The sequence below is a fragment of the Novosphingobium aerophilum genome, assembly GCF_014230305.1.
Classification (GTDB): Bacteria; Pseudomonadota; Alphaproteobacteria; order Sphingomonadales; family Sphingomonadaceae; genus Novosphingobium; species Novosphingobium aerophilum.
Genome location: NZ_JACLAU010000035.1, coordinates 1 through 14,946 on the forward strand (window position 1 = coordinate 1; position 14,946 = coordinate 14,946).

Sequence of the window (14,946 nt, forward strand, 5' to 3'; positions counted from 1 at the left end):
GCAGCTACGCCCAGCAGTCTGCGGGCCAGTGCCATGGCGTCCTTGTGGGTTGAACTGGCAAGTAGACCGTAATGCCGGATACGGTGGAAGCCGCGCGGCAGGACGTGGATCAGGAAGCGACGGATGACCTGCGCGAGAATGGCGGCGGATCGAACGACGCCTCGCTGGCGTTGATCGATGCGCTGACGGATCGGCCCTACACCTACCAGCGGGCGATGCGATATCGGTCCGTGCGCTATGGCAATCTGCCCCGTTACATTTCGACCTGGGGCGACCAGGAGGCGTTGTTCAACCCGCCGCTCGATCGCTTCACCCAGAACGCAAACGGGTGGTTCGAACTGCGCCCGGAGCAGGCCCCCGAGGAGCTCATGCCGCGGCAGCCAGCCGCGGAGCGCTTTGACGGGCCGGTCGCCGTCCTGTCCAGCCCGGCCAACGCCTCCGGGGCGACCATGGTCATTGCCAAGCTGCGGGACATGGGCCGCGCCATCGTGATGGGTGCGCCGAGTGGCGGCAGTGCCGATGGGCCGACCGCAGGGACGATTTTCAACGTCAAGCTGCCCAACAGCGGGATCGCGGTGCGCGTGCCGGTGGTCTTCAACCAGATGGCGGTCAGCCACTTTGACCGGGACGGGGGGATCACCCCGGATATCCCGATCGCCGTCACGGTGGCGGATTATCGCGCCGGCCGCGACCGTGTCCTGGAACGGGCCGTCGCCCGGTTCTCCCGGTAAGCTATCCCGACTGCCGCCTGCCACGAAAGGAAGGACCTGGAATGACCTCGAACAGCTTCTGTGCTCGTCTCGGTTGCGGGGCGGCAGCACTCGCGCTTTCGGCGTTTTCGGTCGGTGCCGCAAGGGCCGAGCCCGGTCCGCCGCCCCCGCGACCGGCCCCCCGGCTCGAGGGAGCGGTCGCGCCGCAAACGCCTGGCGTTCCGATCATCGATGGCCACGCGCACATCCGCCTGGGTGATGGCGACGCGATTGTCCCGACGCAGCCCATCGGAACCCAGGCCCTGCGCGCGATCGATGAGCGTGCAGGCGTGACCCGCAGCGCGCTGATCGTGATCGCCGGCGGCGGGCCGGAGGCCACGCAGCGCAAGAACGACGGGGTCATCGCAGCGGCGGCGGCCGATCCCGGGCACTTCTTTCCGATCGCTTCGGTCCACCCGGCGGATGGCGATGCCGCTCTGTCCGAGCTCAACCGCGTGGCGGCCCGCGGGGTACGCATCATCAAGCTGCATCCGTCGAGCCAGGAGTTCGATGTCGCCGATCCTGCCGTTGCCAGGATCACCGCACACTGCGGCAAGCTGGGCATGACGGTGCTGTTCGATTCCTACGATCCGTTCGACCCCGGCCAGATCGGCAAATTCGTCAAGTTGACCATGAGCCAGCCTGGCACCCGCTTCATCCTGGCGCACCTCGGCTTCACCCGGTTCCGCGAACTGGGCGCGTTTGCCTTGCTGCGCAAGCTTGGCGCCCCGGCCAACGTGTGGTTCGATGTCTCGGCCGTCGCGGTCTTCTATGCGGACAATCCCGCGCGCGAGGAACTGGCCGCGACGATGCGGTCCATTGGCATGGACCGGATGATCTTCGGATCGGATTGGCCCGTCGACGACCCGCAGGTCACCTTGCGCGCGGTCCGGAGCCTCGGCCTGACGGCCGGCGAAGAGCGCCTGCTGTTGCACGACAACATGGCCAAGCTGATCGGCACGGATTGAACGCGTCCGGACAAATCCGGGGTTCGGGCCGTCTTGGTGAGCAACCCGCGCCGGACCCTATCGGGCTCCGGCGGCAGGCTGTTGCATGCTGGCTATCGTGACGAAGGTCTTGCGATCATCGCTCCGAGCGGCCTGGGCCAAAGATTCCGTCAACCTTGTCGCCAGGCCGAGTCCGAGTCGGGTCGACCGTCCCTCGGGTTGAGCGCAAGAGGCGGACCGGCCCGGTCCGCCTCTCCGTTTGGCTGTCAGCCCGTTCAGAAGTCGAAGCTCAACCGCACGCCATAGGTCCGCGGCGGCGAGAACTGCCAGTTGTAGATGTCGTCCGGGCCTGCAACCGTGAACCCGGCATAGGTCAGGGGCCGGCTGTTTTCGATGTTGCGGACAAAGCCCTGCAGGTTCCAGCGCTTGTTTTCCGGGGTCCAGGTCAACGACAGATCGGTCTGGGTGAAGGCCGTCTGCCGGGAGTCCCGATAGTTGAACACGTCGCCGAAGTACGAGCTCTTGAACGTCGAGAAGACGCTGGCGGTGAGGCTGCCCGCGGTGCCCAGCGGGATCACCTTGTCGTAGCCCAGCGTGATCGTCCAGGTCGGGGTCATGGGCGGGGTGTTGCCCGCCAGATCGGGCTGGGTGATCACGCCGGGAGATGTCTCGAGGTTGCCCACGGTCAGCTCGCCGTTGCCGCCGCCCGGCCGACACCCGGTTCCCGCCACGCAGAACACCGGGATCGCGGTCAGGAGCTGCTTGTATTCGGCGTTCAGGTAGTTGACCGTGGCTGAGAAGGTGTCGTTATCCGACAACGCGATCCGCGCTTCCGCTTCCACGCCCCAGATCACCGCCTTGCCGGCGTTGAAGATCTGCGATCCCTTGGTCGTGTCGAGCAGGACGCCCACCTGAAGATCGCGGTAATCGTAGTAGAACCCGGCGAGGTTGAAGGTGTGCTGGGCGGTCTCGCCGAATGACTTCTTGAGCCCCGCTTCATAGGCGGTGTTGGTTTCCGGAGCGTACTGGCCCACCGAGTCGAACCCGCCCGCCTTGAACCCGGTCGAAACCTTGCCGTAGATCAGCGTGTCCGGATCGGGCTTGTAATTGATCCCGGCCAGCCAGGTCAGCTTGTCCGCATTCGAACCCAGGCTCAGGTTTCTGAGCGGCGTTCCCGGGTTGGCCGGCCGGACCGACCCGGTGTTGAACAGGGGGTTGGTGGGGTTGGCAATGGCGCCGCCATAGTCGCGATAGCGCGCGGTGCGCTTGTCATCGGTGTAGCGCAGGCCGCCGACCAGGGTGACCTTGTCGCTGAGCTTCACGTCGGTCTGCCCGAACAGGGCCCAGCTGCGCGAACTGACCGAACGCTGGAAGTAATTGACGTAGCCCCCGTTGGCCCCGAGCAGGAAGGGCGGCGGCGGCGACCGGTAGAGCCCGCGTTCGACCTCCAGCTTCTCGTTGAAGTAGAACCCGCCGGCCTGCCAGACCAACAGGTCGCTCTCTCCGTTCAGGCGCACCTCGTGGCTGTTGGTCTTGATCGTGTCGATGTAGGTGTTGAACCGGTAGCCGGGCGACAGCGGCACGGCCGAACCGCGGTCCGTCTCGCGATAGCCGCCGATGTAGGTCAGCGTGGCACCGCCGAAATCATAAGCGATCGAGCCGCGCGCCGCGGTGGAGTTCTGGGTGTTGTTGCCCACCCCGGTGGTTGGCGCATCATAGACACTGCGGTTGACCCTCGCCAGGTTGGTGGTGTTCACCGGGATGCACTGCGTGCCGGGCACGGCCGGTGCAATCTCGACAAATCCGGGGTTGGCCGCGCAACCTGCGCCCGGAGAATTCCCGGGGGCGTTGAAGTTGAAGAAGGCTTGCGCCGGGACGCGCAGGTCCTGCTCGACCCGTTCCACCGCCGCGTTGATCTTGAGGCCGGCGGCCGGTTCGAGACGCAAGCTGACGCGGCCACCCCAGGTGTTGTCGTCACCGCTGCGCAGGTTGACGTTGGGATGGAAATTGTACCCGTCGCGCTTGGAATAGATGCCCACCGCGCGAATGCCGCCGATATCTCCCAACGGCACGGTCAGGCCGCCCTCGGCGAGAACATGGTTGAAGTTGCCGTAGCTGACACTGCCGTTGGCGGCGAGGGCGCTGCCCGGTTTGCGCGTGATGAAGTTGACTGCGCCGCCGGTCGCGTTCCGGCCATACAAGGTGCCTTGCGGGCCACGCAGCACTTCGACCCGATCAAGGTCGAACAGCGCGGCGTTGAGCACCGTCGGCCGGTTGATGTACTCGCCGTCGATGTTGATGGCGATCGCCTGGTCCTGCGCTTCGTCGTTGCTGTTGCTGCCGACGCCGCGGACGGTGACCCGGGTCTGCACCGTGTCGTTGACGATCTGCAGCACCGGCGCCACGCGCTGGAGCGTCAGGAGGTCGGTCACGCCGGCTGACTTCAGCTCATTTCCCCCGATCACACTGATCGCGATCGGCACATCCTGCACGTTCTGGCTGCGGTTCTGCGCCGTCACGATGATGACATTTTCGTCCGCCGTCTCACCGGCCTCGCTTTGCGCCATCGCGGGGTTCAGCGGCACCAGGCCTGCGGCACCGCACAGCAGAATGGTCTTGATGCAGAACAGCCTCATTGGCCTCATCCTCCCTGGAACATTATGATTTGGTTCGTTTTTTCACGAACACACGAATTAGAATAGCTGTTTTATTTGCAAGAAGGTTTGCCTCTCTGTTTAGAAATGTTGCTGACGTGGCAGGGGGCAGTGCTGCGGCCATCGCAGGCACCGCAAACCGGGGCCCTAGCCGTGCCAGGACCTTCGTTGCGCGGGGGTCCCGATGGGCCCGAGATGGCCGCAGCGATGGGGTCCGCCTGGCAGCCCCGGAACGGGCATCTGCAGCATTGACGCGACCCGGGATTCATTACACACGATTGGCCGGAAAGGGGTCGTTGGTTGCCGGGAGCCCTCCTTCGGTTGACGGGCTGGCCGCGCGCCAGATGCCGGGACTGGGCCTGCCTGGCCCTCGCTTGGCTCATGGCAGGCTCACCGGCTCTGGCGCAGGGCGAGGCCCCCGCTGCCCCGCCTCCGGAACGCATCCGGCAAGACGGCGCCGTTCGCGCCCGGATCGTGTTGCAGCAAGGGTCCGCGGGTGGTCCCTTTGCCGCCTGGAGCCGGGATGACCGCTTCATCGCAGTCTATCAGGGGCTGACGAACAGCGTGCAGGTCTGGTCGTCCCAAAGCGGGGACCTGGTCAACGAGATCGCCCTGCCGCAGCTGGACCCCAAGGGACTGCTGGAGGTCTGGCAGTTCATCCTGTCACCCGACAACCACGTGACCATCGACGCCAACCTGCGCGAGGTCGACCTGGGGCTGTGCACCCCGCTGACACTCAAGGTCGCGCTGGCCCGTCCCGGTCAATGGCAGGTCGAGCGGGGCGAGTCCGGCGGACCTTGCCTCAAGGGAGGTGTCCCGCCCGCCGAGATCCGCTCGCACAGCGGGCGGCTCTACTACCTGCCCGAGGTGCCCGCACGGCTGATGGATCGGCACGACGAGACCGTCATGTGGCTGGGCAAGCCCGCAGCGAAGACGACCTTCGGCGCGGCCCTGGCCCCCGACGGCAAGCGCCTGGCCATGATCACCTCGCCGCCCGCCGAGGATGCCGAGCGGCACAACACCCTGGCCGTCCTGGACCTGACCACCGGCCAGCGGCTCACCGATATCGCGGTGCCCGATGGTTATGTCCGGGTCCGCTGGCTGGACGATGACCGGATCCTGTTCCCCGCCGTGGTGCCGGGAGGCCGCTATGGCGAGAGATCGACGAAGCCCCCGGCATCACTGATCCTCTCGATGCGCAGCGGCGAAGTGCGCGAGGTCGGCGCCCGCTGCTTCACCCTGGCCTTGCCAGACGGCACGCTGGTCGCAGCGGGGCTGGGTCACTGCACGCCCGACGGCCCGGCGGGCCAGGGGCTGGAGCGCTTCGATCCGGCGAGGGGGTGGCAACCCCTTGGCCCGCCCGATCTCGGCGCGGTCCTGATCGACCAGATGGTCGCCGCGCCCGATGGGCGGACCCTGGCCATGGTCGTGCATGGCCGCCGATCGGACCGCGCCGGCGAAACCGTCGCATCGCTCCGCGCGGTCGATGCGCAAACCGGGGCCCTGCTGGCCGAGGTTGACCTGCCATCGGCCGCGACACCATTGACCCTGGCGTTCACGCCGGACGGCAAGGCGGTGGGGGTACGGCTGGACCTGGTGAGCTACCGCTGGGATCTGAGCCCCCGTCCCCCGATCGAGCTCGGGGAGACGGTCGCCCCCGCCACTCCGCTGGCGCAGGCGACCGTCAGCCGGGACGGGAACTCATGGTACGAACGCTATGCCGACCTGACCACGGAGATCGGGAATCTCGAGCCGGAGAACGGCCCCATCGTGGCCGTCAGCGCGGAGGGCGGACAGCGCGAGGCGCGGGTGCTGTTCGACAATGTGCGCGACGAAGGGGCGATACCCGACAGCGAACTGCGCTGGGTCGTGACCGGCGGCGAAGGGCTGGTGCTGTGGAAGCCGCGCCGCAACGGCATCTTCGGCGAGGCTGAGGTGGTCCGCACCTACCTGTTTCCGCGGGGGGGAATCTTCTCGCTGACCCCGGAGGGACGCTACGACACCAACCTTGGGGCGGACGCGGCGGAACTGCGCTGGCTGGTGTCCGACGCCCCCTTGCAGTCGCTGGGCGCCTCGACCTTCATGCGCACGTTCTTCGAGCCCCGCCTGGTCGGCCGGCTGCTCTCGTGCGAGCGTACCGCCACCTGCGCGGCGGCGTTCCGCCCAGTGGGCAAGCTGGCCGATCTCAACCGCGCCCTGCCGCGGGTGACCATCGCCCGAATCGGCCCCGGCCCGGGCCCCAACCAGGCCCTGGTGGATGTCGAAGTCCGTCCCGGGATCCTGCCCGATGCACCCAACGGCAAGCGGTTCAGCCCAGCCTATGACCTGCGCCTGTTCCGCGCCGGCAGCCTGGTCGCGCAATGGCCGGGAGAACAGGACGGCGCAGAGAATGCCGACATCGCCCAATGGCGCGCGAGCAATCGCCTCGTGCCCGGCCGCGACGGAGTGGTCCGCAAGCGCTTTCTGGTGGCCCTGCCGGCGAAGACCGACGTTATCGAGTTCTCCGCCTATGCCTTCAACGAGGATCGGGTCAAAAGTGGCACGACGTCCGAGCCGTACAGTCCCCGCGGCACCGTGGCGCGGCCCGGCCGCGTATTCGTCGTCGCGCTCGGCGTCGACAACTACACCGAGAAGCGGCTGCAGCTGCACTATGCCGCGGCCGATGCGACCCTGCTGGGCGCGCGGCTGGCCAAGCTGCCGGATGGCGCCGCACCGCGGGTCCTGGTGGTCGCCGACGATGGCCGGCCCGGTGGCCCGCGCCTGACCAAGCAAGCCAGCTACGACATCTTCTCGATCCTGGCTGGTGCGCCGCGTGGACCGGCCCTGGCCCGGCTGGCCGCATTGGGCATCGACGCGGCGATGCTCGAACGCGCCACCCCGGATGACACGGTCCTCATCACCTTTTCCGGGCACGGCTGGGCGGATCGGCAGGGCGCGTTCTACCTGCTCCCGGCCGACGCGCAATGGCCGGACGAAACGGCCTCGCCCGTGCTGCCGACCCTGGTGTCCGCCGCCGAGATGGCCAGACAACTGCGGCGGATCGACGCCGGCGAACTCGCCCTGATCATCGATGCCTGCCACTCCGCGGCCAGCGTGGATGCCAACGGGTTCCGGGCCGGGCCCATGGGCGACGCCGGCCTCGGGCAGCTGGCCTTCGACAAGCAGATGCGGATCCTCGCCGCCACCCAGAGCGACGATGTGGCGCGAGAATCCGACCGGCTGGGCCAGGGTCTGCTCACCTATGCCCTGGCGCGCGAAGGCATCATGGACATCGGCGGGAAGGCCGATGAGGACGGAAACGCCACCATCACGCTGGACGAATGGCTGCGATATGGCGTCAATCGGCTGCCGGCGCTCAGCCGCGACCCCACGCTGGTGAAGCCGGCCGAAACCCCCGGGAAGGCACGCGGGGTGGTGTTTCTCTCCCAGTCGGCCGCCGCCCGCCGCGTGCAGGAACCCGCGCTGTTCGACTTCACCAACCGAAAGAGCGAACTTGTCATCCGCAAGGTGCCGCGGTGATCCGGGCCTTCCTGGCCCTGGTTCTGACCCTTGGCGCGACGCCGGCCAGCGCCGGGCCCACCCTGCGCGCGCTGTTCGTGGGGATCGACGAGTACCGGAACTCACGCGCGCGGGTCGAAGGGGCCAGCTTCTCGGATCTGCGAGGCGCCGTGGCCGATGCCGCCCTGATGAAGCAGGCGCTGGAGATCGCGCTCAAGGTGCGGTTCGACGAGCGCGGCGCCAGGTGCCGCACGGCCGGTCCGGCGTCGGTCACGCTGACCAATGCCTGCGCCACCCGCCAGGCAATTCTTGAGGAATGGCAGAACCAGATCCGCGCGAGCCGCCCGGGCGACACCGTGATGTTCTATTTTGCCGGCCACGGGTCGACGCTCGAAGATGAAAACAGCGATGAGGACAAGCCCTTCGACAGCACCCTGCTGCCCTACGACGCCCGCCCCACGGAGGGCGCGCCAAACGACATCGTCGATGACGAAATCAAGCTGGTGATCGACGCTGCCAATGCCCGGGGTGTCAACGTCATTACCGTGTTCGATTCCTGCAATTCCGGCACCGCGGCCCGCGGTCTGGCGACCGGGGCCAGCCGCGGGGTGAAGGGAGTCCAGCTGAAGGGCCTTGCCGTGTGGAAGCCCAGCCTCGCCGCAATCGGCCCGGGCGGCGGATACCGGGTCCACTTCGGCGCCGCGCTCGACAGCGAAACGGCGCGCGAGGTCAAGCTTGGGGATACGGTGCACGGGGTCTTCACGACCACGTTCGCGCAGGCTCTCAAGGAGCGGCCGCAATCGACCTTCGGCGATCTCGCAACGGCCGTCCGCCTCAAGATGGAGGCCGGCGGCAACCCCTCCCAGCATCCGCGAGCCGAGGGCCAGCTGGCAGCCTCGTTCGGGGGCGGGGTGGCGGACGCCGTGCTGTTCGATGCCGTGGCCGATGACGCCGGCGTGGAGCTGGGTGCCGGTCGGCTGCTGGGCATGACGGTCGGCTCGACCTTTGGCCTGTTTGACAGCCAGAGTGCGGCCCTGGCCCCATCGGCCGAACCGCTGGCCCGCGCCACGATCGAAACGCTGGGCGATGGCACGGCCCGGCTGCGCCTGGTCGCGCCGCCGGGCCAGCCCCTGCCCCGGCGACTGGTCGCGCGCGAGCTGAATCATGTCTTTGCGGCGGAACGGCTCCGCATCGCCTTGCGCGAGGGGGTGGATCCGGCGGAGAGCCGGCTGTTCGCGGCCTTGTCGGCGCTTCCGTTTGTCGAGGCGCGCAGGCGCGATGAACCGGCCGAGTACATTCTGCTCCGCTACGGGGGCACGCAGGAAGGCGCGGTCCTGCTGTTCGCCGCCGACGGGTCCGGCCTTGCCAATCTGGGCGAGGTGGCTGACCCCGACTTTGCCCGGCGGCTGCGGCAGGCCTTGCTGACCATCTACAACACCCGTCGTCTGCTGACCCTGCCGACCAGAAGCAGCGCCGAGGCGCAGGTGAAGTTCTGCCTGTCCGACGAGTTGGACCACGCGTTGGGATCCTGCCCCGAGGCCTCCGGCAATCCGCGCCGCGTCCCGGTCAACAAGCCCGTCGTGCTGACCTTGACCAACGATGCGGACGCCGCGCGCTACATCGCCGTGCTCGTGATCGACGATCGCTATGGGATCACCCAGGTGATCCCGACGGGTCACGGCCGGAATGACGCACTGCCCGGCGGACGCCGGCTTCGTCCGCCACCGTTCATGCTGGACACGACCGGGCTCTATCGGTTCGTGATCTTCAGCTCTGATGCGCCGATCGACACCGCCGCTCTCGAACAGGCGGGTTTGCCCAAGGCCGGGGCGGACCTGTGCGATCCGACGATGCGGGCTTGCCCACCCGCCGCCGGGAGCGCCCGGGATGGAGCCCTGCCTTCGCTCGCGAACTGGACCATCACGGTCGAGGATGCCATCATCACATCCATGGAAAAGCGATGATCCGACGTCTTGCCATCATTCTGTCAATCTGGCTGCTCCCGGACGTGGGGATGGCGCAGACGGCCATACCTATGCCTCCCGCCGATAGCTCTTCACCGGCTACGGCGACCCCGGATGCCCCATCGGTGGCCGTGTCCCCCCAGCCCGCCGCCACGGACGACGCGAACGACCCTGGCGATGGCCGCATCGTGGGAGGTGAGGAAGCACTTCCCGGCACGGCGCCATGGCAAGTCCAGATCTACAGCACGTACCAATACACGGACGCCGATACGGCCGCTGACTGCCGGCCCGGGGGGGCCTGCGTCCATCTTGCGCGCATGTCGGCTTGGGAAAAGGTCCATCGCTGCGGGGGCGCCTATATCGGCAGCAATCTGGTGCTCACCGCGGCCCATTGCGTGGCCGGCGTCGCGGATTTCGGCCAGTCGCGCCGAGTGCGGATCGGGACGCAGAATCTCAAGCAGGGGGGCGTGACCTTCCGGATTGCGGACTGGCGCGCACATCCGGGCTATGTCGGCCGCGTGCCTTATCCCAACGACATCGCCTTGATCCGGATCGTCGCCGACAACCCTGCAGCCCGCGCCTTTCAGCTGGAGCGGGCGAAGATCCGCATGCTCGGTACGGTGCCCGGCGACACCGCGATCAGCCGGAGCGACACGCTGCGGGTGACCGGATGGGGGCGCACCCTGAAGCGCGATGTCGATGCCGGGGTGCTGGTTGACGGCAAGTTCAACCATATGTCGGAAAAGTTGCTGCAGATCCTCCAGTCACCCAACGATGCCGCCTGCGCCAAGCTGGCTGACTATCGGGATCGCGATCCCGCCAAGACCATCTGCGCGGTCTCGGCCCGACCGGGCGTGGACAGCTGCCAGGGGGACAGCGGGGGACCGGTAACCCGGCAAGAGGGACGGGAGCGTGTGCTGGTTGGCCTGGTCTCGTGGGGGAAGGGCTGCGCGGCAGTCGGCATGCCGTCGCTCTACACCAGCGTGCCCGGACATCTGGCCTGGATCGCCGAGGCCCGGGCCGCGCTCATGGCGGCTGCGGCCGCCAGCCGGCGACGCTGATAATGGCGGATCTGGCGGAGCCCCAGGACAGTGACAAACCGGCCGCGGTGCGCGGGCGCGCCCGGCTGTTCATCAGCTATGCCCGGGCCGATCGCGAGCGGGTTCGCCCCCTCGCCGCCGCGCTGGAAGCCGCGGGCCACCGGCTCTGGTGGGACGCGCTGATCGACGGCGGGGCCGCCTTCGCCAAGGTCATCGAACAGGAGCTCGACAGCGCCGATGCCGTGATCGTGGTCTGGTCGGCCCAGTCGATCCATTCGGACTGGGTCCGCGACGAGGCTGCCCATGCGAGGGACCGCAAGCGACTGGTCGCGATCACCCTCGACCGGGCCGAACCGCCACTGGGGTTCCGCCAGTACCACGCGATCGGCTTCGAGCAATGGCAGGGACGGACCGACAGCGCGGAGTTCAGCAGCCTCGAGCGGAGCATCATGGCGCTCGGCCCGGCCTCGGCCAGAGCACTGGCCCCGGGCGGTGGGGCGAACGATACGCCGGGCCCGACCGGATCAGCCCCCGAACGACGCGGCCTGCGTCGCCGGACCCTGCTCGTCGGGGGGGTGGCCACGCTCGGTGCCGCGGCAGGCGGCGGCCTCTGGCTGTTGCGGTCGCGAGGCTCGGTCGAGCGCAACGGCGTGGCCGTGCTGCCTTTCACCAACCTCAGTGGGGACAAGGGGCAGGACTACTTCGCCCAGGGCCTGTCCGAGGAGGTTCGGGGCTCGCTGGTCCGCAATCCCGGGTTGCGGGTCGCGGCGCCGGTTTCCTCGAACGAGTTCAAGAACCACACCGATGACGCCATGACCATCGGCAGACAGCTCAAGGTCGATTTCCTGCTGGACGGAAGCGTTCGCAAGTCCGGATCGCTGGTCCGGATCGATGCGACCCTGACCGATGCGGCAAGCGGCTTTGCCAGCTGGTCGCAAAGCTTCGACCGTCAGCTGGACGACATCTTCGCTGTCCAGCGCGAGATCGCGGATACCGTGGCAAAGGCTCTGCTGGCGCAGGTCACCAGCAGCCGGGGAACGGCTGGCGAAACCCGGTCGATCGAGGCCTACGATGCCTTCCTTCGCGGCAAGGCGCTGTTCAACGCCGACTCCGGCGAAGCGAGCGATCGCGCGGCCCTGGCCCAGTTCGACCGGGCGCTCACGCTCGATCCGAAGTTCGCCGCCGCCCATGCCGCCCGATCGCGTTCGCTGGCGGGCATTGCGGTGCTCTATAGCACGAGCGACCAGATCGTGCCGACTTACGATGCCGCGGTCGCGGCCGCGAAGGCAGCAGTCGATCTGGCCCCCGATCTCGCCGCGGGCCAGCTTGCGCTCGGCTTTGCGACGCTAAGCGGCCTGCTCGACTTCAGGAAGGCGCGCCCTGCCTATGAACGGGCCTACGCGCTGGGCGAGGGCGATGCCGACGTGTTGCTGATGTATGCGTTCTTCGCCGCGAAGTCCGGGCGTGACGCCGAAGCGCTGCAGGTGGTGCGGCGGGCGGAACAGCTTGATCCACTGAACCCGCGCACCGTGCGTGGCGAAGGCTCGATCCTGCTGGCCAGCCACCAGTACGCCCCCTCGATTGAAGCCTCGGCGCGGGCCCTGGCGATGGCTGCCGATCTGTCGGGGGCACACGGGAACATCGGCGTGGCGCACCACATGATGGGGCAGACCGAGGCGGCGCGGGAGGCCTTCGCCGCCGAGCCGACCAAGTCGATCCGCCTTGCCGGTCTGGCCATGGTTGAGCGGCGGGCCAATCATGCCGCCGCGGCGCAGGCCGCCTGGGCCCAGCTCCTGGCGGATTATGGCGACAGCGCCGCCTATCAACAGGCGCAGGTGCTGGCGCAGTGGGGGCAGATCGATGCGGCGGTCACCGCGCTGGAAAAGGCCTACGCCGTCCGCGATGGCGGGATCACCGGCATTCTCGGCGACCCCCTGCTCGCCCCCCTGGCCAAGGCACCGGGTTTCACCCGCTTGCTATTGCGCATGGGACTTGCTTAGCTCCGGACCCCGGCACCAGGCCGGGTCGAGGAAGGGGATCAACCGATGCGAACGATCGTCAGGCTATCTCTTGTTGCCGCAGGTGCGCTGGCGCTGGCAGGTTGTGCCAAGCCGGCCGAACCGGCTCCGGAAGCCACCACCAGCGAAACCGTGGCGGCCGAGACCGAGACCGCTCCCGCCACCACTGATGCCGCAGCTGATACGGAGCGAACCGGCGGTGACACCCGCACGGGCGGTGATACCCGCACCGGCGGCGACACCCGCACTGGCGGCGACACCCGCACTGGCGACGACATCCGCTAGCAATCAGGCCTACGGACGCGACCGCGCAGGACCACTGGTGCTGCGCGGTCGTTGACGCAGAAGTGTTCCCGCTCCGGCCGACGGCGATGGTCACGCGCGAGGACAAGCTCCGGGGACCTGTCCCCAAATCCGGTTGGCCGGCTGGCCAAAGTCGCGTAACCTTGCACCTGGCGCGCCTGTTCCGATCGTCCGGTTCGGGCTGCGTCCGGGGGGACTACGGGCAATGCAGGACCACGAGCTGAGGCGCCGCGCGGTCGGCGAGATGCACCTGCGCCGCTGGCCGTTGCTGCCGGTTCCCTGCCACATCGTGCAATGGGTCCTCGCCGTCGACGAGGCGGAGCGGGCCGAGGAACTCGCCGCGATCGAGGCCCGCGCGCTCGAGCATGATCCGGTCGGCAACCCGTCGCACCGCGAAGGCCGCATCAGCCCGACCGTTGCCTTCACCTGGGAACGGCAGAGCGAGGGCAGCAGCCTGACCCTGTTCGCCGCCCCTTGCACCGAGGACAGCTTTCTCGATCCGGCCAGCGACGGTGAACTGGCCGCCGCGCTCGGCTGGGCCCGCGGCCTGCCCGGGCAGATCGTCCGCTCCACCCGGGTCTGGGTGGGCGAGGACAATGCCGCAGTCGAGCGGCTGCTGGAACGGCACCCGCTCAACCGTGACGAGCTGGTCTCCAGCGTGATTGCCGGGGGCATCCGCATGTGGTCGGACTTCCGGATCATGCCCGACGGCTTCGGGCGCCTGCTGGTGGCCGCCAACGGGGCCGATCCGCGCGATCTGGCGCGGCAGATCCAGCGGCTGCAGGAACTGGGCAATTACCGCAACAAGGCGCTGCTCGGCCTGCCCGTGGCGCGCGAGTGCTGGCCCCAGCTCGATCGCGCCGAGGCCCGGCTGCGCGACCTGGCCGACCGCATCGCCAACAGCACGACCCGCGACGACAGCCTGATGCGCGAACTGTCGGCCCTGGCCCTGGACGTGGCCTCGGTCTCCACCGCGGTCTCGTTCCGGATGGACGCGACACTGGCCTATGGCCAGATCGTCGAGGAGCGGCTCGAACAGCTCGACAGCCACCCGGTCGCCGGCTTCGCCTCGCTGACCGACTTCACCCAGCGCCGTTTCCGCCCGGCAATGAACACCTGCCGGGCGACCATGGCGCGGATCGAGCGCCTCGCGGCACGCACCCAGCAGCTCGCCTCGCTGCTCCGGGCCCGCATCTCGACCCACATCGAGAACCAGAACGGCGAGCTGCTGCGCAAGATGGAGCGCAGCTCATCGATGCAGGCGCGGCTGCAACAGCTCGTCGAGGGGCTCTCGGCCGTGGCGCTGAGCTATTACCTGCTCGGCCTGCTCAAGTACGCGCTCTACGCCCTGCCCCACGGGTCGCTGGGCATGACCGAGGAGCGCCTGGTCGGCCTGCTGGTCCTGCCGATGGTGGTCGGCGTCTGGATGACCATGCACGTGCTGAAGAAGCGGCTGCTGGGGCCGGACTCGCACTAGGATACCGCACGCGCTGGCGCGGAACGCCGGTTCGCCCAGGTTGCACGAACCTCACCAACTTCGCGAAGTTCACGCACATTCGCATGGTGAAGTTTCGCCAAGGCGGCGCGTGGGATTGACGGTGGAAAGAGCCGGCCGGAGCATGACAGGCCAATGCCGAGTAGGACAGCGCCGCGTCGCGTGTGGCCCGTGGCAAGGCCGCCGGACACGGCCTGGCCGGGCGAGGGACCCGGTGTGGCGGGACGAGCGATCCCGGCCTTCGCCGGGATGACGGCCCGGGGCTTTCGGCCCCGCAT

Annotated in this window: 9 protein-coding genes and 1 pseudogene; 8 read left to right on the plus strand and 2 right to left on the minus strand. The window is 68.3% G+C overall.

Translation table 11 applies throughout. The annotated features are described in order from the left end of the window. Positions 1 to 131: pseudogene (locus tag H7F49_RS15520) on the minus strand (transposase); the annotation flags it as partial. On the opposite strand from H7F49_RS15520, the gene H7F49_RS15525 reads away from it, so the two are divergent. Together H7F49_RS15525 and H7F49_RS15530 are read left to right on the plus strand one after the other, a co-directional pair. Beyond that, positions 72 to 731: a S41 family peptidase gene (locus tag H7F49_RS15525; protein WP_185684493.1), complete on the plus strand. Its 660-nt coding sequence runs from the start codon at positions 72 to 74 to the stop codon at positions 729 to 731. The pseudogene H7F49_RS15520 and the gene H7F49_RS15525 sit on opposite strands and share 60 nt — an antisense overlap. Before the next feature lie 41 nt (positions 732 to 772). After that, the gene (locus H7F49_RS15530) at positions 773 to 1,717 is read left to right on the plus strand and encodes an amidohydrolase family protein (RefSeq protein ID WP_185684494.1); all 945 of its coding nucleotides are present in this window, start codon (positions 773 to 775) and stop codon (positions 1,715 to 1,717) included. A gap of 254 nt (positions 1,718 to 1,971) precedes the next feature. Here the strand turns inward: H7F49_RS15530 and H7F49_RS15535 are convergent, their stop codons facing one another. Continuing rightward, entirely contained in the window at positions 1,972 to 4,332 is a 2,361-nt protein-coding gene (locus tag H7F49_RS15535; RefSeq protein ID WP_235982240.1) for a TonB-dependent receptor, read from the minus strand. 399 nt (positions 4,333 to 4,731) lie between these two features. On the opposite strand from H7F49_RS15535, the gene H7F49_RS15540 reads away from it, so the two are divergent. From H7F49_RS15540 to H7F49_RS15565, 6 genes are all read left to right on the plus strand, one after another. Beyond that, positions 4,732 to 7,869: a caspase family protein gene (locus H7F49_RS15540; protein ID WP_185684496.1), complete on the plus strand. Its 3,138-nt coding sequence runs from the start codon at positions 4,732 to 4,734 to the stop codon at positions 7,867 to 7,869. Then, positions 7,866 to 9,812, plus strand: a complete 1,947-nt coding sequence (locus H7F49_RS15545) for a caspase family protein (protein WP_185684497.1) — start codon at positions 7,866 to 7,868, stop codon at positions 9,810 to 9,812. Before H7F49_RS15540 ends, H7F49_RS15545 begins: the two co-directional genes overlap by 4 nt. Positions 9,813 to 9,943: 131 nt before the next feature. Then, positions 9,944 to 10,873, plus strand: coding sequence for a serine protease (locus H7F49_RS15550; protein ID WP_214647862.1), 930 nt, complete (start codon positions 9,944 to 9,946; stop codon positions 10,871 to 10,873). A gap of 2 nt (positions 10,874 to 10,875) precedes the next feature. Next, positions 10,876 to 12,852: a TIR domain-containing protein gene (locus H7F49_RS15555; protein WP_185684499.1), complete on the plus strand. Its 1,977-nt coding sequence runs from the start codon at positions 10,876 to 10,878 to the stop codon at positions 12,850 to 12,852. 45 nt (positions 12,853 to 12,897) lie between these two features. Then, positions 12,898 to 13,155, plus strand: a complete 258-nt coding sequence (locus tag H7F49_RS15560) for a hypothetical protein (RefSeq protein ID WP_185684500.1) — start codon at positions 12,898 to 12,900, stop codon at positions 13,153 to 13,155. Between the two features lie 223 nt (positions 13,156 to 13,378). After that, positions 13,379 to 14,650: a DUF3422 domain-containing protein gene (locus H7F49_RS15565; RefSeq protein ID WP_185684501.1), complete on the plus strand. Its 1,272-nt coding sequence runs from the start codon at positions 13,379 to 13,381 to the stop codon at positions 14,648 to 14,650. Positions 14,651 to 14,946: the final 296 nt, after the last annotated feature.